Source organism: Pseudomonas sp. LAMO17WK12:I1, from assembly GCF_900177315.1.
GTDB classification, from domain to species: Bacteria; Pseudomonadota; Gammaproteobacteria; order Pseudomonadales; family Pseudomonadaceae; genus Aquipseudomonas; species Aquipseudomonas marginalis.
Window position 1 is genome coordinate 201,287 of sequence record NZ_FWZV01000013.1, and the last position, 24,341, is coordinate 225,627.

The window sequence follows — 24,341 nt, forward strand, 5'->3', positions numbered from 1 at the left end:
TTCATCACCTAACCACCTGAAAATAAAAGCGATTCTGGCGAGAATTTTGTTACAAAGGGGCCATTAAATTGCCTTATCGTCGTGCCATCACCATTGGTAGGTCGCACTCGCCTGGACCGTGCGCTGCGAGCCGTACCAGCACCACGAGTAGGAATAGCACGACGCGACGTACTCTTTGTTCGCCAGGTTGGTGGCGTTCAGGGCCAGGCGCAGGTTGTCCTTGAGGTTGGCGATGTTCGGAATGTCGTAGTGCACCGCCGCATCGAACAGGGTGTAGCCCGGCACCTTCAGGGTGTTGGCGGTATCGCCCCAGGACGAACCGACATACCGCGCACCCGCGCCGGCGCCGAAGCCCTTGAGGTTGCCATCATGGAAGGTGTAGTCGGCCCACGCCGACGCCGTGTGGCGCGGTACCGCATAGGTGGTGGTGCCCTCGGCGTTGATGGCCGGGCCTACGCCGATATCGCTGATGGGGGCGTAACGCACGGTGTTATTGGACTTGCTGATGCGGTTATCCAGGTAGGCATAGGCCGCCGTGATGTCCAGGTTGTCATTAAGGCTGGCCTTGCCTTCCAGTTCAAAACCACGGGATTGCACTTCGCCGTCCTGGCTCTGGCAGCGACCGCTGCCGCACAGGTGGGTGGGGTCCGGGTCGGTGGTGAGGACGTTGGTCTGGCGCAGGTCGAAGATCGCCGCTGTGATAAAGCTGGTGCTGCCCGGCGGCTGGTACTTGATACCGATTTCATACTGCTTGCCTTCGGTCGGTTTGAATACCGATCCGCCGTAACCGGTGCCCGACTGCGGGTTGAACGACTCCGCATAGCTGGCATAGGGCGCCAGGCCGTTATCGAAGAGATAGACCAGGCCAATACGCCCGGTAAAGGCCTTGCTGTCCAGGGAGGACTGGCTCTTGGCCCCGGTGCGCAAGGTCCTGGTGGTGCTGTCGGTGCTGGCCCAGTCATAACGACCGCCGAGCAACAACACCCATTTGTCCCACTTCATCTGCTCTTGCAGATAGACGCCGGTCTGTTCGCTGCGCGACGTACCGTCGGTGGTGTACGCCGGTACCGGCACGGCCGCGCCATAGACCGGGTTGAAAATATCCAGGGTCGGCCCGGCGGTATACGTCCCTGAGCCCAACAGGGTGTCGGTGCTGGTGTTCTGGTAGTCGAGCCCCATCAGCAGGGTGTGTTGCAGTGGGCCCGTGTCGAATCTGGCCTGCACCTGGTTATCGAGGGTGTAGGCATCCATGTCGACGTCACTGGCAATGGTGGAACGTCGAATGGTGCGGTAATCCGCCATCAGGTAGTTGCTGTAGAGGCTGCGATAACGCCCTTCGCTGCGCAGGTAACGCGCGTTCTGGCGCACCGTCCACACATCGTTGACGTGATGCTCGAAGGCCCAGCCAATGGAGGAGTACTCGCGATCGCTTTTCTCGAAGTTCTTTTCGCCGTCGTAGAAGTCCACGTCGATGCTGCGCCCGGTCGGGCTGTGCAATACCGAGCCCCAGGCCGGCACCGAACCGTAGGACGCGCCCTTGGGGTCCTTCTGGAAATGCCCGAGCAAGGTCAGCGAGGTGTCTTCGTCCGGCCGCCAGGTAAACGCGCTGGACAACGATTGGCGACGGGTTTCGGTGTGTTCGACCTGGCCATCGGCATCGTCGAACAGCCCCGCCACGCGGTAGGAATACACGCCTTGATCGTCAATCGGCCCGCTCAAATCGAAGGTGGTGCGCTTTTTGTTAAAGGTGCCGTATTCGACGCCCACTTCATGGAAGGGCGTATCCAGCGGGCGCTTGCTGACCATATTGATCACCCCGCTCGGCGTGCCCTGCCCGTACAGCACCGACGCCGGGCCGCGCAGCACTTCGACACGCTCCAGGTCGAAGGCATCCTTTTGCGGCAAGGCATCACGGCTCGACGGCATGCGCAGGCCGTCGAGGTAAGTGGCCGGGGCAAACCCACGGATGGTCAATTGGTCGAGACGCGACGCCGTGGCACCGCGGGTTTCCGGGATGACCGCGGCGCTGTAGCGCAGGATCTGGTTGAGGCTCTCGGCGTTCTGCGCACGCATCTGGTCTTTGGTGACGATGGAGATCGACTGCGGGGTTTCGATCAGCGCGGTATCGGTCTTGGTGCCCGACAAACTGCGCGTAGCCACATAACCGGACACCGGCCCGGTAGGGCTTTCGGCCTGGTACGCGCCGCTGATGGTGGTGGCCTGCAACTCCATGGCACCGCCGTTATCCGGGATGGCTTCCAGGCGGTAGCGGTCGGCCGAGAGCTTCAGCGCCTGCAGGCCGCTGCCGGCGAGCAACTGGGTCAGCGCCACGTCGGTGGCGTACTGCCCGCTCAAGTCGTTGCTGCGTTTGCCGCGTGCCAGGCTCGCATCAAACGCCAATACCAGGCCCGCCTGCTCGGCCAGGCTGTTGAGCGCCTGGCTCAAGTCACCGGCCGGAATCTGGAAGCTGCGTACAGCGCTGCGGCTTTCTTCGGCGAAGGCGGATTGGACGTTCAGCAACGGCACGGCGGCGAAAGCCAACGCCACTGACAGGGCCAGTGGGTGCAAGGGGCGAGCAAGGCGCGACATGGGAAATCCTGGGTAATAGAGGTTCTATTAACCATGACGGCCAGGTCGGGAAATCGGGCAAGGATGAGAGCAGTTTTTATTTGAGCGGCGTAGATCGGTGTGTTGTGTTTCCCTCATTAACCCCACGCCACCACCAACAACCCCACCCCCAACGCCAGGCACAACGGCGAATAGAACCACGTATCCCACCGCGCAAACCGTGACCCGCCGACTTTCTTGAAAAAACCCACCAACTCCGAATCCCCAATCGCGCGGGCAAACATCAGCAGGGCAATCGCGCTGATTCCCCATTGCAGCGCCGCATGGGAGACCGCCGAAAAGTACAGCCCGGCCCGCAGGCACACCAGCAGCGCAATGCCGACCAAGCCCATCGCCACCAGAAAGGTACCCAGCGCCGAGGGCCTGAATGCAAGGCGAGGCCCGCTGGCGAATTCGCCGGGCAGTTGGGGGATGGCGGCGAGGCTGCCGAGTTTGCCGCCGGCAGCCCAGTACAGGTGCACCATGCTGATGCAGGTAAAAATGCCGACGATCCAGCGTGCGATGACAAAGCTCATGGCGGGCGCTCCCAGAAAAGGTGCGAGACAGGATAGTCGCCCTGGGATTTTTTGCAGGCATTTCGTCGGCGGCTGATGGTAAAGTGCCGCCCCATGAAACTCGCCCGCGCCGACCGCTCGCTCATTGCCTGGATGCTCTATTGCTGCGTCCTGTTCAATGTGTTCGCCTGCAGTATCGGTCACGGGCAGATGGTGGGGATGCAGCTCAATGGCATCGGCGGGCAGTTCTGTACCGTCGACCCGCGTACCCAGGCGCCCAAGCCGTCCAACTCCAGCGATGAGAACCTGCCGACGCTGGCCAAGGCGTTCGGTTGCCCGCTGTGCTCAACCGGCGGCATGGGCCCGGCGCTCAGTTCGAGCCTGAATGTGGCGGTGTTGCCACAACCCCATGCGCCACCGCCGGCCGTCGTACTGGCCGCTGATATCCCTGCCCGCTTCACCTGGCCCACGGCTAACCCGCGCGCGCCGCCCGCCTTCGCCTGATCCCTTTGCTTTCCCATCTGCACTGACCACCGGTTCCACACGGAATGACGGACGGCCGTGCGTTGTTTTCAAGCCAAGTTTTTCAGGATTCAACCATGAAACATCTACCCCTGTTGGCGGGCCTGTTCGGCTGCCTGCCTGTCTGCGCCTGGGCCCTCGAACTGGCTCCGACCACCATTGATGGCGAATCAACTGCCGAACCCGGCCTCACCCTGGATCAATCCAGCGGCGTGGCGTCGCGGCTGGGACTGAGCGTGCGGGAAACCCCAGCGTCGGTTGCCATCGCCAATCGCAACGACATCGAACGCCATGGCGCCAAGACGTTCCGCGATGCCGCCAACACCCTGCCCGGCGTCAACGCCAGCGCGCCGCCGGGTTTTGGCGGGTTTGTCTCTTACCGTGGGTTTACCAGCAGCCAGATCACCCAGATGTTCAACGGTATCAATGTCGCCACCGGCCTGGCCCGCCCCGTGGATGCCTGGATCTATGACCGCGTGGAACTGGTGGGCGGCCCCTCCTCCCTGATCAACGGCGCCGGCTCCGTCGGCGGCTCGCTCAACTATGTGACGAAGCTGGCCACCCGTGAGGAGCAGGCCGCCGAAGGTCAGCTCACCTATGGCAGCTACGACACCACCGGCATGGCATTCGGCGTCAATCACGCGCTGACCGAGCCCGGCGCCGAAGTGCAGCATTACGCGCGCCTGGATGTGAGCCGCAACACCAACCACAGCTACATCGACCGCGACCAGCGTGAGGCCTGGAGCCTGGCGTTTTCCCTGCTCAGCGACCTCACCCCCGACCTGTCCCATACCCTGGCCCTGGAATACCAGGATGAACAGGAAGACAGCCCTTACTGGGGCACGCCGGTGCTCAACCCCAAGGCCGGCGAGCTGAAGATCGACAAACACAACCGTTTCAATAACTACAACGTCGCCGACGGCCGTTACGAGCAGCGCACGATCTGGGCGCGCTCGATCATCGACTACCGGATCAACGACAGCACGACGCTGAAAAATACGCTCTACCACCTCGACAGCCAGCGTGATTACCGCAACCTCGAAACCTACCAATACAACGCCGGCAACAGTGCGGTAAACCGCTCGACCGCCTACCAGGTGCGCCACCAGGGCGAACAGCACGGCAGCCAGTTCGAACTGCGCCATGACGACCGTCTGTTCGGCCTGTCGACCACCTGGTCCGGCGGTTTTGAGTACAAGGTCAACAGCACCACCAACACGCCGCTGAATGTGCCGGGTAACAGCACCGTGGACCCGAACGGCTTCAACCCCGGGCACTTCTACGACATCCCGCGTACCCGGGAGAATTTTGGCAAGGACAAGACCAATGAGGTCACCACCAAGGCGCTGTTCGTGGAAAACCGCCTGGGCCTTACCGAAAAACTCTCGCTGCTGAGCGGCCTGCGTTACGACGCCATCGACCTGGATGTGACCAACCACCGCGCGATCACGGCCACCAACCCACGGCACTTCAAGCGCCATTGGGAACCGGTGACCGGTCGCGTCGGCCTGACTTACCAGTTCATCCCATCGGCCAATGTCTACCTGCAATACAGCACCGCCGCCGAACAACCGAGTACAACCACCCAGGTGTTCGATGTGTCGACCGGCAAACAATGGGAGGTGGGCAGCAAGTTCGACTACCTGGACGGCCGTGGCTCGGCCACCGTTGCTGTCTATAAGATCGAACGCAAGGACTTTGCCGTAACCGACCCGCAGGACCCGACCACGAGCATCCCGGTCGGCGCGCAGTCATCGAAGGGCATCGAGCTGGCCAGTTCATTGCGCATCACGCCCAGGCTGCTGGCGGAAGGCAACGTCGCCTGGGTGGATGCCGAATACGATGAGTTCAACGAGAAAATAGCCAGTGGCGCGGTGGTGTCGCGCAAGGGTAATACACCGACCAACGTGCCCAGGCGCGTCGGCAACCTGTGGTTGACCTATGACTTTGCCGAGGATTGGCAAGGCGGCGTGGATGCGCGCTACGTCGCCGAGGTGTATGCGGACAATGCCAACACCCAGACGGTACCGGCCTACACGCTGTTCGGGACGTTCCTGCGCTACCAGGTGGATTCACACACCTCGGTGACCGGCCGGGTGCGCAACCTGACCAATGAGGTGTATGCCGAGTTTGCCCATGTGTCCCCGGCGTATTACCTGGGGGCGCCACGGACATTCGAGCTGGCGGTGCAAACCAGATTCTGAAGCGACACTGCAAACAACATGTGGGAGGGGGCAAGCCCTCTCCCACATTATTTTTGATCTTCGCTCGGCAATAAGCGCGTGCTTACTTCAAGCTGGCTTCGACCTTCTGCGCCACATCCTCGGTCAACCAGGCCTTCCACACCTCCGGATGCTCCTTGAGGAATGCCTGGGCCACCTCCCGAGGCGCGGTGTGATTCTCGCTCATGGTCGCGAGGGCTTGGTTCAGCGGCCCAATCGGCAACTCGACCTTCTCGAAAAACCCGGCAATCTGCGGATGCTCCTTCTGGAACGGCGTGGACACGCCAATACTCAGCTTGGATGCCAACGACCGAGTGGGCTTCGGGTCGGGGTTATCCGCATCCGTCAGGGTCTTCCAGGCCTCGGCATCGAACGGTGGCTCCTCCAGCTGGATCAGCTTGTAGCGCCCCATCAACGGCGTCGGTGACCAGTAGTAGAACAACACCGGTTTGCCGCGACGGATGGACGAGGCAATTTCGGCATCCAGGGCAGCTCCCGAACCGCTGCGAAAGTTCACGTAGCTGTCATCCAGGCCATAGGCCTTGAGCTTCTGTTTGTTGACCACTTCCGAGGTCCAGCCGATGGGACTGTTGAGGAAGCGCCCCTTGCCGGGAGACTCCGGGTCCTTGAACACGTCCTTGTAGCGCGCAAGGTCTTTCACGCTCTTGAGGTCCGGTGCCAGGGGCTTGATACCTTTGGACGGATCACCCTTGACCACGTATTCCGGCACCCACCACCCCTCGGTGGCCCCCTTGACCGTATCCCCCAGGCCCACCACTTTGCCTTCGGCCTCGGCCTTGACCCATACCGGGCTGCGGCCGGCCCACTCTTCACCGATGACCTGGATGTCGTTCTTGGCCAGGGCGGTTTCCAGGGTGATGGTGGTACCGGGCAAGGTGTCGGTGGGCAAGTCGTAGCCCTTCTCGACGATGACCCGCAGTATTTCGGTGATCAGGCTGCCGCTTTCCCAGTTCAGGTCGGCAAAGTGCACCGGCGCTGGCGCGGCCGAAACGGGCAGCGAAGCCACTGCCAGACCCAGGGTCGTCAGCGATGCAGCCAACAGCGTTCTCAATCCTTTCATGCCCTTGCACCTCGCGATGTCGCAGCAAACAACGAACGGCTTTGCTGTCTATGCGCGAAGCCTCTGAATAGTTAAGTCAACTCAACTGTAGTAGAGGTTCCGGGAGATAGGAGATGTTCGCAGTATTTACCGATTATTCACTGGCCTTGAACGTCACCAGCTCACCCTTGCGCCATTTGGCGGCCTTGCCGGTCACGGCCTTGAGGGTCTTGGTCAGGCCTTCCTGCAGTTGTTCATGGGCCGCAAACACCAGCATCACACTGTGGCCTTCCTTGAAGACGATGCCCTGGCCTTCGGGCGAGGACACAAAGGCATAGTCGCCCAAGCCATACACCGTCAACTTGATGTCGCGGAACTTGAGTTCGAACTTGCCACCTTCGCGACTGGGCAATACCGCAGCACGGAAGTGGTCGCCCACCTTGAGTTCCAGACGGGGTTTGTCATCCACAACCATTGCCGCTTCGGTATCGATTTCGGCGATGTAGATGCCTTCCGGCGTCTGCTCAGTGATGTAAACAAAACGGGATTGAAACTGCTTGACCAACTTTGCGCGCAAATCACCCAGCACGAACAACGCGTGCATATCCAGATTACTGACTGCCAAGGAAACGCCCCCACATCGAAAAGAGCACTGTCCGCCGGAGCGGGCAGCACAAAGAAACGGCCATCTCGGCACGATCACACAACACATTCATGGAAAACTGAAGAAGACCCCGTTGCTGCGCCCAAAGCCCCGGACAGGCATGCACGATGGGCCTTGCGCAGGAACATCAGGCATCGCAGGAGATCACAGGTTCAATAACCAGAGAATACCGGTCGACCCGCTTCAGAGAATAACACTATTAAAAACGCAGTTTCCGACAGCTCATACAAACAAAAACACCTCGGCGTGGAACCAGACGCCGACTGCCGACGACAATACTAAAACAGCAACACGGGTCAAAACCACCTGTAACGCCGCTGGTGGGTCAACAAGATCGATCGACAGGAGCTGACCATGCAACGACGCCAATACGACGCTATGTCTTCCCGCACTCGTTCATCATGTCAGGACGAACAGCAATACTACTGCTTACGCAGTCCCAACGGGTACCCCGATTCCGTTCTTTACCAGGTTGTACCCGCCGGAAGAAACTTCTTCCATATCCGCGAAGTCACCAGTGGCAGGATCAGAGGCTTTCGCAGCGACCACATCGAGGCCTGTGAACTGGCCAAGCGGCTGGAGGCCTCACTGCACGGCGGAATCGTTTCGTCACCCGGATGACTTTACTGCGCCGCCGCCCTTCAACAACTGCCATACTGGCCTGTCCATTGGAATTTGCTCCCTCACGGGCCAGGTTTCATCAGTGCTGTTGGTTACCTCGAAGGGAAGGCGATACGTGACGGAATTTGATATTGGCGAATTTTTCATCCATGGCGACGCAAGGGAAGTCGACGGGGAGTTTCAAGCAGTGATCGTGATGCGCGCCAAGCCGCCGTTGACCACCGTCACCACGCATCAGGTCGAAAAAGACCGGTGGTTCAAGACCTTCGATACCGCCGCCAGCGCCGGAAAAGAATCCGCCCAGGCACTCAAGGCTGCAGTGGATTCAGGGGCACTGACCTCCTGACAATCCGATCGAACTCTACCGCGCCACAAGCCTCCCATGCATAACGATCCCGAAACCCGCACGGAGACTGACATGGACGCGCCAATACCGACACTCGAAACGTTATTTGAACAACTGGGCCTGGACTCAACCCCCGAAGCCATCGACGCCTTCATTGTCGCGCACCCGCTGAGTGACGACGTCAAGTTGATCGACGCGCCGTTCTGGACGCCGCAACAGGCACAGTTCCTCAAGGAAGAACTGCGTGAAGACGCCGATTGGGCCATGGCGGTGGATGAGCTGAACCAGCGCCTGCATCAACCGCAGTAATCCACACAATACCGGCTGCCTGGGCGCAATAGCGCTTGCCAGGCAGCTGGTATTTCCCCGTCTCACAGACGACCACAATCCCTAGCGCGCAGCCTTCGCCCCCTCCGGCTTATACCCCAGGCGCAAGCCCCCCCAATGCCGCCCCCGGACCATGATCGGCACCGACAAGTCGTGCATCAACTCGCCGGTATCGCGGGTGTAGGTCTGCAATAGCACCGCTTGCTGGTGGCTGCCGCAGCGGATCCCGGTGCGGTCTTCGAACTTGCGCTTGGTGCGGTTCTGCACCGCGTCGACCTGGGCATCGCCGGTCAGTGCCTGGGAGAACGCCTTGTTGTGCGTCGGCACATAGCCCTGGGGCGTGCAGGCAATGGCAAATACCAAGCCTTCATGGCGTGGCAGCAGTGCTTCCTGGATGGCCGGCAGCACCTGGTCGGTGTAGCCATCGAACCGGCTGTGGTACTTGCTCGGGCTGGTGTTGGGGATCAAGGTGTAGCTGCGGTCGAACAAGTCATCCAGGCTGATGCGGTTCTGCTGTACATCGGCTTCGAATTGCGCGGCAATCCGGCTCGCGCCTTCGCGCGCCAGGTCGTAGATGCGTTGGTGATAGTCATCGAGCCCGACTTCCGCCAGGCGCTCGCTGATCGTTTCGGCCTGCCCTTCCATCTGCACAGCGGCCTCGGCCAACTGGCGGGTCTGCTGGTCGCTCACGATAAGATCGCTGCGCATTTGCTCCACGGCGTGGAACAGGCTGTCGAGTTGGGCGCGGTTGTTGTCGGTGCCCTGGGCGATTTCATTGACCTGGCCTTCCACACCCGCCGCCAGGCCGGCAATGTTCTCCAGGTGCTCGCCGGCGTGCTCCACCTGCTCGACCCCGGTGTGCAAGTCTGCCGAGAGCTGGCGAATCTGCTCAACCACCTGGGCAGTGCGTTGCTGGATATCCGCCACCATCACCCCGACTTCATCGGTGGCCGTGGCCGTGCGGCCCGCCAGCCCACGTACTTCATCCGCCACCACGGCGAACCCGCGACCGTGCTCACCGGCCCGCGCCGCTTCAATCGCGGCGTTGAGCGCCAACAGGTTGGTCTGGCTGGCGATGGACTGAATCACCAGGGTCACCCGCTGGATTTCTTCACTGCGTTGGCTCAGGGCTTCAATCAACTCTCGACTGGCATTGGCGCGCTGGCTGAGCTGATGCATACGAATGATCGACTGGGCCAGCACTTCACGGCCTTCAGTGCTGCGCTGATGGGCCTGGCTGGCCGCCAGCAGGGCCTCGCGACTGAGTTGAGAGGTGACCTTTTCGGTGCTGATCATCACTTCGGCACTGCTGACGATCTGCTTGGCCGCGCCCAATTGCGATTGCACTCGAGCCGCCAGTTGCTTGACCGAATAGGCGACGCCGGCAGCGGACAGTGCGTTGTGGCTGGTGGTATAGGACAGATCGCGGGTCAGCTCGCCAATGGCATCGGCAGTGACGGGCGGTGTCGTGCGGGAGGTGCGGTTCATAAGGCCTGGCAGCCAGATCACCAGCAAGGCAATGGGCAGGCAGAGGTAGATCGGCAGGCTGGCAAACGCCAGGCCCAGCAGTACCAGCACCAGGACGGCGCTCTGCAGGAGCGGCATCAACCAGCCGGGCAACCCGCGCACCACCGGTTGCGGTGGCACTGCTGTGCCCATCAGAGCTCCGTCTCCAGCCATTGTCGTTACCCCACTGTTTGTCATTTTTGTCCCTGCATTAAACGCCACTATCCAGCCATTATCCATGGGCCTTTAGTGGGGTAGCCTGCAGCAGATCAATAGACGGGGCGTAACGGGTCTTTCTCCGGGGAACCGCCCAGGCGATCCCCCAGCTTCAGCGCATCAGGCCTGGCGCTGGTGCTTGTCGATCTGCTCGTGGCGCTCTTGCGCTTCGATGCAGTACTTGGTGGTCGGGCTGATCAGCAGGCGCTTGAGGCCGATAGGCTCGCCGCTGTCATCGCACCAGCCGAAGGAATCTTCCTTGATGCGTTCCAGTGCACGCTCAAGCTGCGGCAGCATGCGCTGGTCGCGGTCGATGGCGTTGACCAGCCAGGTGCGCTCTTCTTCAACGGAAGCGGCGTCGGCAGGGTCGGCCGGGGTGTCCAGGCTTTCAATGGCGATGCGGTTCTGCTCAATGCGCTCGTGGTGTTCCACCTTCATGTCCTGCAGCAACTTCTCGAAAAAAGCGTGCTGTTCGGCATTCATGTAGTCATCCGCCGGCATGGCCAGCAACTTTTCCTTTGTCATTGATTTCTCTATAAAAAATACGTGCATTAAGGCGAATAAGGGAGCGTTCCGGTCGACCTCTGCAGGTCTCGGAAAGGCGCCATCCATTCCAAGCGCCACCCGGCACTCAATTTACGAGGGGCGGCAGTCTAAGGCCGACTTGAGGGCACAGCAACTGAAATGACAGGCATTTTTACCGATATAACCCCCAAAGGCACCAGGACGGGCTTGGCGAATGGTTATCGGAGTGCGTTTATAGCAGGAAAGTTCGTACAGCAGCTATAAGCCGCAGGCTGCAAGCGACAAGCTGTAGAGCTCATCGGACTTGCAGCTTGCAGCTTGAAGCTCAGCGCTTGAGCTTGCGCTTGTTGCGGTACTGGTCGATCACCACCGCCACCACAATGATCAGGCCCTTGATGATGTCCTGGATATACGCATCCACCCCGACAAAGGTAAACCCGCTGGCCATCACCCCAAGGATCAGTGCGCCGATCACGGTACCGGTGATACGCCCTACCCCGCCCGCCAGGCTGGTGCCGCCGATCACCGCGGCGGCAATCGCATCCAGCTCATAGGACATGCCCATGCCCGCCTGGCCGGTGGCGGCGCGTGCCGAAGCCACCACACCCGCCAGGCCTGCCAGGAGACCGGCAATGCTGTAGACGATGATCAGGTGCCGCTTGACGTTGATCCCCGAGGTCCGCGCCGCCTGCATATTGCCGCCGATGGCGTAGGTGTACTTGCCGTACTTGGTGTAGCGCAGGGCGATATGGAAGATCACCGCCACCACCAGGAAAATGATCACCGGCATCGCGCCATGACCGATGGCCGTGTACGAATCCGAGAGCATGCTCACCGGCTGGCCTTCGGTGTAGTAACGCGCCAGGCCACGAGCCGAGACCATCATGCCCAGGGTCGCGATAAACGGCGGGATACCGGTGACGGCGATGATGCTGCCGTTGATCGCCCCCGCCAGCAGCCCCACACCCAACCCCATCGCCACCGGAATCCACACCGGCAAGTCTGTCAGCGAAGGGAACACCGCCCGGGAAAAGTCGGAGGTTTGCGCCAAACTGGCGGCAATCATCGCCGACAGCGCCAGTACCGACCCCGAAGACAGGTCGATCCCCGTGGTGATGATCACCTGGGTCACCCCGATCGCCAGCAAGCCGATGATGGACACTTGCAGGATCATCAGCACCAGGCGCTGGGAGTTCATCAGGAAGCTCTGGTCCCGCACGATCCAGCCAAACAGCTCAAACACCAGGCCGATGCCGATCAGCACCAGGAAGATGCTCAGCTCGGTGGGCAAGCGCCGACGGTGCTTGACCGGGGCCGTGGCAGGCTTGTTGTCCGTTATTGCGTTCATAGCCAATCACCTTCTTATTCTATGGCGCGGGCCAACCGCAGGCCCGCGCAGCTGTTCGTCAGTGGACCGCGGTCATACCGGAGGCCAGCTGCATGACTTTTTCCTGGGTCGCATCGGCGCGGTCCAAGGTACCCATCAGTTCGCCTTCGTGCATCACCATCACCCGGTCGCTCATGCCCAGCACTTCAGGCAGCTCGGAGGAAATCATGATCACCGCCATGCCTTCGCTGGCGAGGAAGGCGATCAGGCGATAGATCTCGGCCTTGGCCCCCACGTCGATGCCCCGGGTCGGTTCATCGAGGATCAGCAAGCGTGGGTTGGTCATCAACCAGCGCGCCAGCAAGGCTTTCTGCTGGTTGCCGCCGGACAGGGTGTCGATGCACTGCTCCAGGGACGGCGTCTTCACCCGCAGTTTCTTGCACATGTCCTCGCACAGGGCGCGCAGGGCTTTCTGCTGGATAAACCCGTTGCCCGAATAATGCGGCAGCACGGCCATTTCCATGTTTTCCAGCACCGACAGGCAGGGGAACAGGCCACTGAGCTTGCGGTCCTCGGTCAACAGCGCAAAGCCTTTTTCGATGGCCATGTGCGGGTCGCTGATGCGCACCGCCTCGCCATCCAGGGTGATCTGCCCACCGCTGCTGGGGGTGATGCCGAAAATGGTTTCCGCCACATTGGTGCGCCCCGAGCCCATCAGCCCGGCGATGCCGAGGATCTCACCGGCATGCAGGTCGAACGACACGCCCTGGAACACCCCGTCCAGGCGCAGGTCGCGCACCGACAGCAGCAGCTCGCCAATGGGCGTCTCGCGCACCGGGAACAACTGGCTCAGCTCGCGACCTACCATCATCGAGATCAGGCTGTCGCTGTTCATGCTGTCGGCGCGTTGCAGGCCGATGAACTGGCCGTCGCGGAACACCGCCACTTCATCGGCAATGGCGAACACTTCGTTCATTTTGTGCGTGATGTAGACAATGCCTTTGCCCTGGGCCTTGAGGTCGGCAATGATCGAAAACAGGTGGGCCACTTCCTTCTCGGTAATGGCCGATGTCGGTTCATCCATGATCAGGATGTCGGAGTCGTAGGACACAGCCTTGGCAATCTCGACCATCTGCCGCTCGGCGATGCTCAGGTTGCCCACGTGCTCCTCGGGGTCCAGGTTGATGCGCAGGCGCGCCAGCAACTCGGCGGTGCAGCGATGCATTTCGCGGTGGTTGACCATGTGCAGGCTGTTGAGCTGCTCGCGGCCGATCCAGATATTCTCGGCGATGCTCATGTGCGGCATCAGGTTGAGTTCCTGGTGGATCATCGCGATCCCGGCTTTCTGCGCCGCCAGCGGCGTGTCAAACACGATGGGCTTGCCGCGCAGGCGGATTTCACCGGCGTCGGGCTGGTAGATGCCGGCGATGATCTTCATCAAGGTCGACTTGCCCGCACCGTTCTCGCCCATCAGCGCCAGCACCGTACCGGGGCGTACACGCAGTTGTACGTCGGCCAGGGCCACGACGCCGGGAAAGCCTTTGCTGATGTTGACGATTTCCAACAGGTAGGGTTCGTCCAGCGGCAACGGCTGGATCCCGGGAGGCTGCGAGACAGTGGCTTGAGCGAGCATAAGACGGTACTCCATCAGCAGGGCGGGCACGACCGCCCTGCCGGTTCATTGTTGTTATGTCAGGGCTACTTGAACGTGGCGACGTTTTCCGGGGTGATCAGCTGGAACGGGATGATCACGTTCTGCTCGACCGGTTCCTTCCTGGCCATCTTGCGCGCCGCTTCCACCGAACCCACTGCCTGACCCTTGGCGTCCTGGAACGCGGAGGCGGCCATGTCACCCTTGGTGATCGCATTCAAGCCATCCGGCGTACCGTCGACACCCGCGATCAGCACACTGCCCTTTTCCTTGCCGGCCGATTTCAGCGCCATGGACGCGCCGATGGCCATCTCATCGTTGTTGGCCAGCACCGCATTGAACTCGCGGCCCTGGGTCAGCCAATCGTTGACCAGGGTCATGCCCTTGTCCCGCAGCCAGATACCGGTCTGTTCCTGTTCGATCTTGATGTCCGGGTACTTGGCCAACACTTCCTTCACGCCCTTGGTGCGGTTGGTGGTGGAGTTGTTCGCCAGGTCGCCCAGCAGGATCACGATCTTGCCCTTGCCGCCGAGCTTCTCAGCGATGTATTGCATTTGCAGCTTGCCGGCCTCGACGTCATCGGAGGTCACGGCCACCACGTCCTTGGGCAAGTCCTTCTGGTCGGGACGGCGGTTGACGAACACCAGCGGGATGCCGGCCTTGGTCGCGGCATTGATGATGTTCTTGGTAGAGGCCGTGTCGACCGGGTTGACGATAATGGCGTCGACTTTCTGGCTGATGAAGTTCTCCACCTGGCTCAGCTGCTTGACCACATCGGCACGGGCGTCTTCGAACTGCAGCTGCACGCCGTCACCCTTGGGATAGGACTTGGCCTGCTTGTCCATGTCTTCGCGCAGGTAAGTGAGGAAGGTGTCATCGAAGGCGGACATGCTCACGCCGACCTTGATGTCGGCGGCACTGGCAACACCGCTGGCCAGCAGCATGGATAAAGCCAGCGCGGTAAAACGGATCGGGGTCTTCATGAACGGTCTGTCTCCACTTTCTTGTTGGTTTTTTGGACGTTGCGTTTATCAGAGCTCGGCAGGCACGCGTACGACCGGTGCGCCTGGAATGCAGCAGACCAGCGCGCCCTGGTTTTCGACGCACAGCACATTAAGGAAGGAGAAGTAGAACGGCCGGGCGCGGGGCAGGCCGCGGGGCGTGTGGGCAGGGCGTAAAACTCGCAGTACAGCGTTGAAGATTTTCATCTGACGGTACCTGGTTGTTTTTGATCTTGTTTTTGTTGAGTCGTGCGAATCGAGTCCGAACGTACTTTATGCAACCTGGAAAAGACTTTATTGGAAAATAATTTCCATATCAACCTGTTTTAGAATTTTATTCTATTTTTGTTGAAACCACCTGCTGGCGCTCGGCGCTGAGGCGTGCGGCGTCCAATATACGCGTGGTTTCCAGCGCATCATAAGCGTCCACGGGCAACGGGCCCTGCCCGTTTACCGCCGCTTGCAACTGGCGATAGAACTGGGTCCAGCAGCCCTTCTCCGACGGCACTCGCTCACGTTCCGGCCCCTGTTCGAACCAGCCCCAGCGGCGATGTTCTTCTGCGCCCCAGTGTTCGCCTTCGGTTTTCGGCGACTTGCCGGCCATCAGCGCCTCTTCCTGGCCATCCAGCCCGTCCACGGTGTAGCAACCCGAGGTGCCACTGACGCGAAAACGCGGGGCCTGGCTGTTCTGCAGGGCATTGCCCCACAAATGGGAAACCACCCCGTTAGCGTGGGTCAGGGAGACGAAGAAGCCGTGGTCGACAGTGGGGTATTCAGGGGTGAACTGTAACTGCGCAAAGACCCGGTCCACCGGACCGAACAGTTGCAGCGCCTGGTCCACCAGATGGCTGCCCAGATCGCGCAACCAGCCGCCGCCGCTGGCATTGCCCACGGCCTGCGGGCTGTAGCGCTCGACGCGGGATTCAAAACGGGTGATCTCGCCCAGGGCACCGGCGTCGATCAATTTGCGCAGGGTCAGGTAGTCCGAGTCCCAGCGCCGGTTCTGGTAGACGCTGAGCAACACCTCATGGCGCTCGGCAGCCGTGATCAGCGCCTGGGCCTGTTCGGCGTTGGCGGCAAAGGGTTTGTCACTGACCACCGCCACGCCGTGCTCGATGGCTTCCAGCACCAGCGCCGGACGGCCCTTGAGGGTGGTGGAAATCACCAGGGCATCGACGCCGGCTTCGACGATCTGGCCGATGCTGTCAAAGGCCTGGACGCCGGGGTGGTCGGTTGCCAGTTGCTGGCGACGTTCGGGTGAGCGGGTGACGACACCGACAAACGTTGCGCCGGGCAAGGTCGCAATCAGCGGCGCATGAAAGAAGCGCCCTCCGTGGCCATAGCCGACAAGTCCGATTCTCATGATCAACTCCTGAATTGAATTGGAAACCAATCAACTGTGGGAGGGGGCAAGCCCCCTCCCACATTTTTGACAGAGTTCCTTCAGTGATTTAGCCGTAGAAGTGTGGGCGATCCGGCAGGCTGACCTTGACGATCTGCTCACTGCCCTGGGCCTCGATGCACGCATCCGCCGCCACCGCCGCCGCAAAGCCATCCCACGCCGACGGCCCGCCGACCTGACCGGCGCGTACGCTGTCAATAAAGGCCTGCAATTCCACGTCATAGGCCCCGATAAAACGGTCCTTCCAATCCATCAGGATCGCGTTCGACAGCTTGGCCCCACTGCGCAACTGCACCTGGGACGGCTCCGGCAGTTTGGCGATGCCGGTCTCCCCCACCACTTCGCACTGGATGTCGTAGCCGTACTGGCAGTTCACAAACACTTCCACATCGATACGGGTGCCCTTGGCGGTTTCCAGCAGCACGATCTGCGGGTCGCGCAGATGGGCCAGGGCCTTGCTGGTCTTGCGCGGGAACACCACCTGCACCGACACGTAGTCGTCGTTGAGCAGCCAGCGCAGGACATCCAGCTCGTGAATCAGGGTGTCGGTAATCGCCATGTCGGTCTTGTAGTTCTCGCCCACCGTCGGGTTGCGGTGCGCGCAGTGCAGCATCAACGGCTCGCCGATCTGGCCGCTGTCGATCACCGCCTTGAGGGCGCGATAACCTTCGTCATAGGGGCGCATAAAGCCCACTTGCACCAGGCGCTTGCCGTAGGCCACTTCGGCGTCGACGATCCTGCGGCAGCCTTCAGCCGTCACCGCCAGGGGCTTCTCACAGAACACTGGTTTGCCGGCGGCGATGGCGGCGAGCACGAATTCCTCGTGGCTCGGGCCCCAGGACGTGACCAGGATCGCCTCGACCTGCGGCGAGTTGATCAGCCCATGGCCATCCGCGTACACCTCGGCGTCCAGCTTCAACTCCGCGACCACCTTGGCGGCCTGCTCAAGGTTGATGTCGGTCACCGCCACCACCTGGCTGTTGAGCAGGGTCTGGCTGCAACGACGAATATGATCGCGGCCGATGGCGCCGGTACCGATTACACCAAGCTTCAAAGACATACAAACGCTCCTCTTGTTATTAGTACTGCCGGGCCTTGGCCAGGTGTTCATTGAGTTTTTTCGCCGCCGCGTTGGTGCGCTCGCTGGTGGACACCTGCGCCACCCCCACCCGCCACCACGACAGGTAGCCGTGGACCATGGTCTTGGGCAACACCTTGATGTCGATCAGGGTCGAGATGCTTTGCGTGCGCGCATCGGCCAGGGCCGCTTCCAGCTGCTCCACCGTGCTGACCTTGTAGGTCTTGCAGCCATAGGCCGCCGCACTCATGGCGAAATCCACCGGCACCAGGCCGCCGTCGAGCTTGCCGCTCTCGGGGTTGCGGTAGCGGAACTCGGTGCCGAAGCTGTCCATGCCGTTGCCGATCTGCAGGTTGTTGATGCAACCGAAGGCCATGTTGTCGAGCAGCACCACGTTGATCTTGCGGCGTTCCTGGATCGAGGTGGCCAGCTCCGAGTGCAGCATCATGTAGGAGCCATCGCCGACCAGGGCATAGACCTCCTTGGTCGGTTCGGCGAGCTTCACGCCGAGGGCGGCGTTGATCTCATAGCCCATGCACGAATAACCGTACTCGACGTGGTAGGTGTTGACGCCCTTGCTGCGCCAGGCACGCTGCAGGTCGCCGGGCAGGCTGCCGGCCGCGGCGACAATGATCGCGTCGTCGGCCAGGGTCTGGTTGAGGACGCCGAGCACCCGGCTCTGGGTCAGGCACGAGCCGGTCAGTTCGATAAATTCACGCAGCACGGCGCGGTCCAGGTGGTCGTCGACTTCCGGTACGAAATCATCGCCGTGGTACTCGACCTGATGCACACGGTCCACTTCGGCGTCCAGCTGCGCCTTGGCGTCGGCGATCTGCTCGCCCCAGCCGGAACGGTAATCACCAAGGGCATCGGCCAGCGCTTCGAGGGCGACCTTGGCGTCGGCCAGCACCTGCACGCCGTCGAGTTTCAAGGCGTCGCAGGGGCTGATATTGAGGTTGAGAAACTTCACCTCGGCATGCTTGAACAGCGACTTCGACGAGGTGGTGAAGTCGGTGTAACGGGTGCCGATGCCGATGATCAGGTCGGCCTCGGGCGCCAACAGGTTGGCGGCCAGGCAGCCGGTTTCGCCGATGCCGCCCACGTTCAGTGGATGGCTGGAGACCACCGCGCTCTTGCCCGCCTGGGTTTCGGCGAAAGGAATATCAAAGCGCTCGGCAAAGGCTTGCAAGGCAGCATTCGCACCAGAGTACTTCACGCCGCCACCGCAGATGATCAGCGGCTTGCGCTTGCCCCGGAAAGCCGCCACCCCATCGCTGGTCATCGCGGCGGTGGCCGGGCGGCGGTCGATACGGTGCACGCGTTTTTGCAGGAAGTAATCGGGGTAGTCCCAGGCCTCGGCCTGCACGTCCTGGGGCAGCGCCAGGGTCACCGCGCCGGTTTCGGCGGGGTCGGTGAGCACGCGCATGGCATGAATCGCCGCCGTCATCAGTTGCTCGGGGCGGTTGATGCGGTCCCAGTATTTGCTCACGGAGCGGAAGGCATCGTTGGTGCTGATGCTGAGGTCGTGGAACTGCTCGATCTGTTGCAGCACCGGGTCAGGCTGGCGGCTGGCGTAGACATCGCCGGGCAGCAACAGCAACGGGATACGGTTGGCGGTGGCGGTCGCCGCAGCGGTGAGCATATTCGCCGCACCTGGGCCAACGGAGGCGGTGCAGGCGTAGATCTTGCGACGCAGGTGCTGCTTGGCAAAACCGATGGCGGCATGGGCCATGCCCTGCTCGTTACGACCCTGATGCACCACCAGGTCGCCGCTGTCCTGCTCCAGGGCCTGGCCCAGGCCCAGCACGTTGCCGTGGCCGAAAATGGTGAACACGCCGGCGACGAACTTGCTCTGCACGCCATCGACTTCGATGTACTGGTTGTCCAAAAACTTTACCAGGGCCTGGGCCATGGTCAGTCGGGTGGTGGTCATGTCGCGCCCCTTATCGTTTCTGCAGGTGGGCGATGCTTGCCCCCAAGGCCTGCTGGATATCCGCCAGCTCGTGCACGCTTGTCGCAAACGGTTCGAACGACAGGTAGCCGCTGTAACCGCTGCTGAGCAAGGTGTCGATCTGCGCGGTATTGCCGAGGATATCGCCCTCGCCCACCAGCACGCGGTGGCCGTCGCGGATCGAATTGAGCGGCGCCTGGGCGTCTTCCACGCCGGAGATATGCACCAGCCCGGTCAGCTCCGGGAAGAACTCATGCTCGCTGGCCAGGTGGTGGTGGAAGGTGTCGTGCACCAGGCGGAATACATCCAGGCCGCCGATGGACTGGATCGCATCCACCGCCACGCGCTTGCGGCGCATGGCACATTCTTCAAAGCCCAGGGGCTCGATAAACCCGAGAATCCCGTACTCGCGCAGGATCGGCGCCAGTTGGCTCAACGCGGTGCGCAAACCGGCGGCGCGCTGGGCTTCGTTGCGGGTGTCGCCGGGTTCGTTGAACGGGCACATCACCAAGCCTTGCGCACCACATTCGCGGGCATAGGTGGCGAGCGCTATCGCCTGGGCGCGGCGCTCGTCATTCCACACGTCAAAGGGGTACAGCGCGTTGATCGACAGCACCGTGATGCCCTGGGCCAAGCACAATTCGCGCACGCGGCCGGCCGGGGCGCCGTATTCGATCTGGCGATCCTTGAGGTCGTTGCGAATCTCGATGGCATCGCATTTCAAGGCCACGGCCAGCTGGATGAAATCCGGCAGGGACAGGTTGGGCGCGACCATACGGTTGAGGGCAAAGCGTAGAGGCGACTTCATTGTTGTTCTCCGTCCAACACCGTTCAAAGGTCCAGCAGCCAACTGTGCTGCGGGTCGTTGTGGAAATGCCAGGCGCGTTTGGGGCCGGCCATCACGTTCAGGTAGTAAGACTCGTAGCCATACGGCACGCTGACCGGGTGATAGCCCTTGGGCACCACCACCAGGTCGCTGTTTTCCACGGCCATGGCCTGGTCGATGCTGCGGTCGTCGGTGTACACCCGCTGGAACACAAAGCCCTGGGGCGGGTTGATCTGGTGATAGTAGGTCTCTTCGAGAAAGCTCTGGTGCGGCAGGTCGTCGGTGTCGTGCTTGTGCGGCGGGTAGCTCGACGAATGCCCGGACGGCGTGCGCACCTCCACCACCAGCAGCGAATGGGCCGGGTCGGTATCCGGCAGGATGTCGCACACGTAACGGGTATTGGCGCCTTTGCCGCGGACGCTGCGCTTGCACTGTTCGGGGCGGATCAGGCGTGGCTCGAAACCCGGCGCACCCGGTGCGGCGCACACGGCAATCTGCACGTCGCTTAACGCGGTGACCTGGGCATCGGTACCCGGCGGCAGATAGGCGGCGAACGGCGATTTGTCCTCGAACACCGACTGGCGATCACCGAGGTTCTGCCAGTTGAAGCCCTCGCCTTCGATAGTCACCCGGCCGCTGAGCAGCACCAGGCACAGCTCTTTATCGCCGGCGGTGACCGGCAGGGTTTCACCCAGGCTCAAACGGTAGGCGGCAAAGCCTACGTATTCCAGGCGGCCCTCTTCCAGGGCGACCATGGTCTGCCCACGTTTATTGCTTTTTACCAGCAAGCTCATGGTTGGGTCCTCTCATCGAGAAGCGCACGCAATGTGTCATAGCCCTTTTTCGCATAGACGTAGCTGGGCGCCACGGCCGGGTCCTGCTCGGCTTCCACCACCAGCCAGCCCGCGTATTTCGCGGCCAGCAGCACATCGAGCAACTCGGCAAAATCGATATCGCCGTCACCGGGCACGGTGAAGGTGCCGTTGACGATGCAATCGGGGAAGCTCCACATCTGGTTGCGCGCCAGTTGCACCACGGCTTTGCGCACGTCCTTGAAATGCACGTGGCAGACGCGGTCGATATGCTTGCGCAACACCTCGATGGGTTCGCCGCCGCCCATGTAGCAGTGGCCCGAATCGAACAGCAGGCCGACTTCCGGCCCGGTACGGCCCATCAACTGATCGATGTCTTCAGGCGATTCGACGTACGCACCCATATGGTGGTGGTAGGCCAGGCGCACGCCCTGGGACAGGGTGAAACGCGCCAGCTCGGTGAGCTTGTCGGCGTAGTCCTGCCAAGCCTGTTCGCTGTGGAAACGTGGGCGCTCGATCAGGCGAATGCGCGAACCCTGGATCGAATCGGCCACCTCGCCGTACACCAGCACCTTGGCGCCGTTTTGTTTCAGCAGTTCGACATGGCCGGCGATGGCCTCGATTTCTTCAGCCACCGAGCCACGGGCCAGGCGACTGGAGTACCAGCCAGAGACCAGCGCCAGGTCATAGGGGCGCAAGACGTCGCCGACGCCCTTGGCGTCCTTGGGGAATTTGCCGTTGAGCTCGAAACCTTCGTAGCCGATTTCCTTGCCTTCGCTCAGGGCGGTGCTCAGCGGGGTTTCACCGCCGAGGGCCGGAAGGTCGTCGTTGCTCCAGGAGATCGGGTTGATGCCAATTCGGATTGCGGGCATGGCTGCACCTTTATTATTTTCAGGTATCACTGAGATCTGCTTTCTGCTTTCTGTGGGAGGGGGCTTGCCCCCGATAGCGAAGTGTCAGGCAACACTGTTGTAACTGCACCACCGCCATCGGGGGCAAGTCGAATCGTCGCACTGCCCCTCCCACATTGGATTGCATTTCAAATTAAGAACTGGGTTCAGCCTCGGGCACTGCGCCAGGCGTTGATCAACTGCTCAAAGGTCGCCTGGACCTGCTGGATCAACGTCTCGTCATCGATCTCCCCCGCCATCCACAAACGGCTCGGTTCCTGGAAGATCGTGCGGCCCACGGCAAACCCACGGCAGGTGCTGCTCTGGCTGGCTTGCTGGAAGCCGGCGGCCAGGCATTCGGCCGAGGCATTCAGGCCCAGCAACACCACGCCACGGCAGTACGGGTCGCGTTCCTGGATCAGTTCGTCGAGCTTTTTCCAGTCCTCGGCCGACTGTGCCTCGATCTTCCACCACGCCGGGTAGATGCCCAGGTTGTACAGGCGCTTGAGGCTGCGGTAGAGCACGTCCGGGTATGTGGACGGATGATCCTTGGGCGGGATGACCTCCAGCAGCAGTTCATGGCCGCTGGTCACCGACGCCTCGTACACCGCCTTGAGCTGCGCTTCCTGTTCCAGGCGCAACAGGGGCTCGTCGTCGGGGTGGTATTGCACCAGGCACTTGATGATCTGTTCCTGGGGCCAGGCAATCAGGTTGCTGCCGATCGAGCGGCCATGTTCGAACGCCAGGGGCCGCGAGTTCTGCACTTCCACCGGACGCGCGATCCACCAGCCGCGCCCGCTGGCGGCATTGAGCGCGTCCTGGCCGAAGCGCTGGTCGGCCAACAGGCCCACATCGGCCTCGACGCCCTGCTCGGCGAGCTTTTTCTCCACGCGTTCGATGGCCTGGATAAACAGCTGCTTGATCTCGCTGATCCGGGTCAGGTCCTGGCCGCCGCGTTGCGCCAGGTCCACCAGTTGCCAGCGGTGATCGAAGGCAAAGATGAACAGCTGCTTCCAGGCCTTGCGCGGCACGGTGACGCGGTGCAGGCGTTGCAGGGTCGCGTCCTGGTCAGGCCGGGTGATCGGCACCGGGCTGTTGAACAGGTAATCCAGTTCGGCCGGGGTCGGCATGGCCGGCGCACAGGCGTGGCGCGAGACCACGAGACCGCCACAGGCATTGGCCAACTGGCTGCAACGCTCATCGCTGGCGTCATTGATCCAGCCGCTGAGAAAACCCGACATAAAGGCATCGCCGGCGCCCAGCACGTTAAGCACTTCAACCCGCACGCCAGGGTAGATGGCGCCCTCTTCCAGGCGCGCCGGAATCGCGCCGTGGATCACCGTGCAGCCTTGCGGGCCGAGCTTGACCACCAGGGTCGCCGGGGTCAGGTCACGCACGGTGCGCAGGGCGGTGAGCAGATCTTCGCTGCCGCCGGCGATCAGGAATTCTTCTTCGGTGCCGACGATCAGGTCGAAACGCGGCAGGATTTTCTGCACATGCTGGCTGACGTTCTGGTCGGCGACAAACCGGGTTTCGCCGTCGGCCTTGCCCGCCAGGCCCCACAACACGGGGCGGTAGTCGATATCCAGCACGCGCTTGACGTTGTGCTTGGCCGCATAGTCCAGGGCCTGGAGGCTGGCCTTGTACACGCCGTCGGTGGAGAAATGCGTGCCGGTGATCAGCAAGGCCTTGCTCGAGGCAATAAAGGCTTCGTTGACGTCTTCGGCGCGCAGGGCCATGTCGGCGCAGTTTTCGCGGTAGAACACCAGCGGGAAGGTTTCGCGGTCCTTGAGGCCCAGCAGCACCATGGCGGTGAGGCGTTCCGGGTCGACCTTGATGCCGCTGACATCGCAGCCTTCGCGGGCCAGGGATTCCACCAGGAAACGGCCCATATGGTCGTCCCCCACCCGGCTCAACATCGCCGACTTGAGCCCCAGCCGGGCAGTGCCGAACGCGATATTGGCGGACGAACCGCCGAGGTATTTGGCGAAGCTGGACACGTCCTCAAGCCGCGCACCTACTTGCTGTGCGTAGAGGTCGACGCCCAGGCGCCCGAGGCAAATCAGATCCAATTGACGCCCACTGGCAAAACGAGTCTGGCCCATGCTGGCTCCTGTTATTTTTATCAGCCTGCGTTGTGCCGCCGTGGCGACGGCAAACGCTCTTGGTGGGAGCAGACTAGAACGTCCGGCGGCAGCAATCAATATTTATTCCATAATTATTTTTAGTGGAATATTTTTTCCAATACGTCAGCATAGGCGCACGCCAGCCG

General features: G+C 61.6%; 22 protein-coding genes. 5 read left to right on the plus strand and 17 right to left on the minus strand.

All coding sequences use genetic code 11. The annotated features are described in order from the left end of the window. Window positions 1-87 precede the first annotated feature (87 nt). Both B9N88_RS24175 and B9N88_RS24180 read right to left on the minus strand, forming a co-directional pair. A complete protein-coding gene (locus B9N88_RS24175) occupies window positions 88-2,589 on the minus strand; it encodes a TonB-dependent siderophore receptor (protein ID WP_027606516.1) in 2,502 nt (833 codons plus the stop codon). A 116-nt stretch (window positions 2,590-2,705) separates the two neighbouring features. Then, on the minus strand, window positions 2,706-3,143 hold the full coding sequence (locus B9N88_RS24180; RefSeq protein WP_027606517.1) for a DUF3995 domain-containing protein: 438 nt from the start codon (window positions 3,141-3,143) through the stop codon (window positions 2,706-2,708). A 93-nt stretch (window positions 3,144-3,236) separates the two neighbouring features. Between B9N88_RS24180 and B9N88_RS24185 the strand changes: the two genes are divergently transcribed. Together B9N88_RS24185 and B9N88_RS24190 are read left to right on the plus strand one after the other, a co-directional pair. Next, on the plus strand, window positions 3,237-3,626 hold the full coding sequence (locus B9N88_RS24185) for a DUF2946 domain-containing protein (protein WP_027606518.1): 390 nt from the start codon (window positions 3,237-3,239) through the stop codon (window positions 3,624-3,626). Window positions 3,627-3,721: 95 nt separating this feature from the next. Then, window positions 3,722-5,848, plus strand: coding sequence for a TonB-dependent receptor (locus B9N88_RS24190; RefSeq protein WP_027606519.1), 2,127 nt, complete (start codon window positions 3,722-3,724; stop codon window positions 5,846-5,848). Between the two features lie 82 nt (window positions 5,849-5,930). Here B9N88_RS24190 and B9N88_RS24195 read toward each other — a convergent pair whose 3' ends face one another. Both B9N88_RS24195 and B9N88_RS24200 read right to left on the minus strand, forming a co-directional pair. Continuing rightward, window positions 5,931-6,947 (minus strand): ABC transporter substrate-binding protein, encoded by a 1,017-nt coding sequence (locus tag B9N88_RS24195; RefSeq protein WP_027606520.1) that lies wholly within the window; start codon window positions 6,945-6,947, stop codon window positions 5,931-5,933. A 133-nt stretch (window positions 6,948-7,080) separates the two neighbouring features. Next, window positions 7,081-7,530, minus strand: coding sequence for a hypothetical protein (locus B9N88_RS24200; protein WP_051429370.1), 450 nt, complete (start codon window positions 7,528-7,530; stop codon window positions 7,081-7,083). Window positions 7,531-7,944: 414 nt separating this feature from the next. On the opposite strand from B9N88_RS24200, the gene B9N88_RS24205 reads away from it, so the two are divergent. The 3 genes from B9N88_RS24205 (at window position 7,945) to B9N88_RS24215 (ending at window position 8,866) form a co-directional block, all read left to right on the plus strand. Next, window positions 7,945-8,211: a hypothetical protein gene (locus tag B9N88_RS24205; protein ID WP_081744443.1), complete on the plus strand. Its 267-nt coding sequence runs from the start codon at window positions 7,945-7,947 to the stop codon at window positions 8,209-8,211. Between the two features lie 115 nt (window positions 8,212-8,326). Then, window positions 8,327-8,557 carry a hypothetical protein gene (locus B9N88_RS24210; protein WP_027606522.1) on the plus strand — a complete coding sequence of 77 codons (231 nt, stop codon included), beginning with the start codon at window positions 8,327-8,329 and terminating at the stop codon, window positions 8,555-8,557. Window positions 8,558-8,629: 72 nt separating this feature from the next. Next, window positions 8,630-8,866: a DUF2789 domain-containing protein gene (locus B9N88_RS24215; RefSeq protein ID WP_027606523.1), complete on the plus strand. Its 237-nt coding sequence runs from the start codon at window positions 8,630-8,632 to the stop codon at window positions 8,864-8,866. A gap of 81 nt (window positions 8,867-8,947) precedes the next feature. On the opposite strand, the gene B9N88_RS24220 is transcribed toward B9N88_RS24215, so the two are convergent. The 13 genes from B9N88_RS24220 to iolC all read right to left on the minus strand — a co-directional run bounded on the left by B9N88_RS24220 (window position 8,948) and on the right by iolC (window position 24,174). Beyond that, window positions 8,948-10,630, minus strand: coding sequence for a methyl-accepting chemotaxis protein (locus B9N88_RS24220; protein WP_371263380.1), 1,683 nt, complete (start codon window positions 10,628-10,630; stop codon window positions 8,948-8,950). A gap of 96 nt (window positions 10,631-10,726) precedes the next feature. Then, on the minus strand, window positions 10,727-11,131 hold the full coding sequence (locus tag B9N88_RS24225) for a TraR/DksA family transcriptional regulator (protein ID WP_003191666.1): 405 nt from the start codon (window positions 11,129-11,131) through the stop codon (window positions 10,727-10,729). Window positions 11,132-11,456: 325 nt separating this feature from the next. Beyond that, complete coding sequence (locus B9N88_RS24230; RefSeq protein ID WP_024076018.1) at window positions 11,457-12,479, minus strand: ABC transporter permease; 1,023 nt, start codon at window positions 12,477-12,479, stop codon at window positions 11,457-11,459. Window positions 12,480-12,537: 58 nt separating this feature from the next. Beyond that, the gene (locus B9N88_RS24235; RefSeq protein WP_027606525.1) at window positions 12,538-14,091 is read right to left on the minus strand and encodes a sugar ABC transporter ATP-binding protein; all 1,554 of its coding nucleotides are present in this window, start codon (window positions 14,089-14,091) and stop codon (window positions 12,538-12,540) included. Between the two features lie 65 nt (window positions 14,092-14,156). Continuing rightward, on the minus strand, window positions 14,157-15,092 hold the full coding sequence (locus tag B9N88_RS24240; RefSeq protein WP_027606526.1) for a sugar ABC transporter substrate-binding protein: 936 nt from the start codon (window positions 15,090-15,092) through the stop codon (window positions 14,157-14,159). A gap of 48 nt (window positions 15,093-15,140) precedes the next feature. Further along, on the minus strand, window positions 15,141-15,317 hold the full coding sequence (locus B9N88_RS32705; protein WP_162844258.1) for a hypothetical protein: 177 nt from the start codon (window positions 15,315-15,317) through the stop codon (window positions 15,141-15,143). A 127-nt stretch (window positions 15,318-15,444) separates the two neighbouring features. After that, complete coding sequence (locus B9N88_RS24245) at window positions 15,445-16,473, minus strand: Gfo/Idh/MocA family protein (protein WP_027606527.1); 1,029 nt, start codon at window positions 16,471-16,473, stop codon at window positions 15,445-15,447. Window positions 16,474-16,561: 88 nt separating this feature from the next. Beyond that, entirely contained in the window at window positions 16,562-17,572 is a 1,011-nt protein-coding gene (locus B9N88_RS24250) for a bifunctional inositol 2-dehydrogenase/D-chiro-inositol 1-dehydrogenase (protein WP_027606528.1), read from the minus strand. 19 nt (window positions 17,573-17,591) lie between these two features. Next, window positions 17,592-19,523 (minus strand): 3D-(3,5/4)-trihydroxycyclohexane-1,2-dione acylhydrolase (decyclizing), encoded by a 1,932-nt coding sequence (iolD, locus tag B9N88_RS24255; protein ID WP_027606529.1) that lies wholly within the window; start codon window positions 19,521-19,523, stop codon window positions 17,592-17,594. Window positions 19,524-19,533: 10 nt separating this feature from the next. Beyond that, window positions 19,534-20,349, minus strand: a complete 816-nt coding sequence (locus B9N88_RS24260) for a TIM barrel protein (protein WP_027606530.1) — start codon at window positions 20,347-20,349, stop codon at window positions 19,534-19,536. Between the two features lie 23 nt (window positions 20,350-20,372). Then, a complete protein-coding gene (gene iolB / locus B9N88_RS24265) occupies window positions 20,373-21,161 on the minus strand; it encodes a 5-deoxy-glucuronate isomerase (RefSeq protein WP_027606531.1) in 789 nt (262 codons plus the stop codon). After that, a complete protein-coding gene (gene iolE, locus B9N88_RS24270) occupies window positions 21,158-22,051 on the minus strand; it encodes a myo-inosose-2 dehydratase (RefSeq protein ID WP_027606532.1) in 894 nt (297 codons plus the stop codon). The genes iolB and iolE overlap by 4 nt, the downstream gene beginning before the upstream one ends. Window positions 22,052-22,236: 185 nt before the next feature. Continuing rightward, window positions 22,237-24,174, minus strand: coding sequence for a bifunctional 5-dehydro-2-deoxygluconokinase/5-dehydro-2-deoxyphosphogluconate aldolase (gene iolC, locus B9N88_RS24275; RefSeq protein WP_027606533.1), 1,938 nt, complete (start codon window positions 24,172-24,174; stop codon window positions 22,237-22,239). Between the last annotated feature and the right edge of the window lie 167 nt (window positions 24,175-24,341).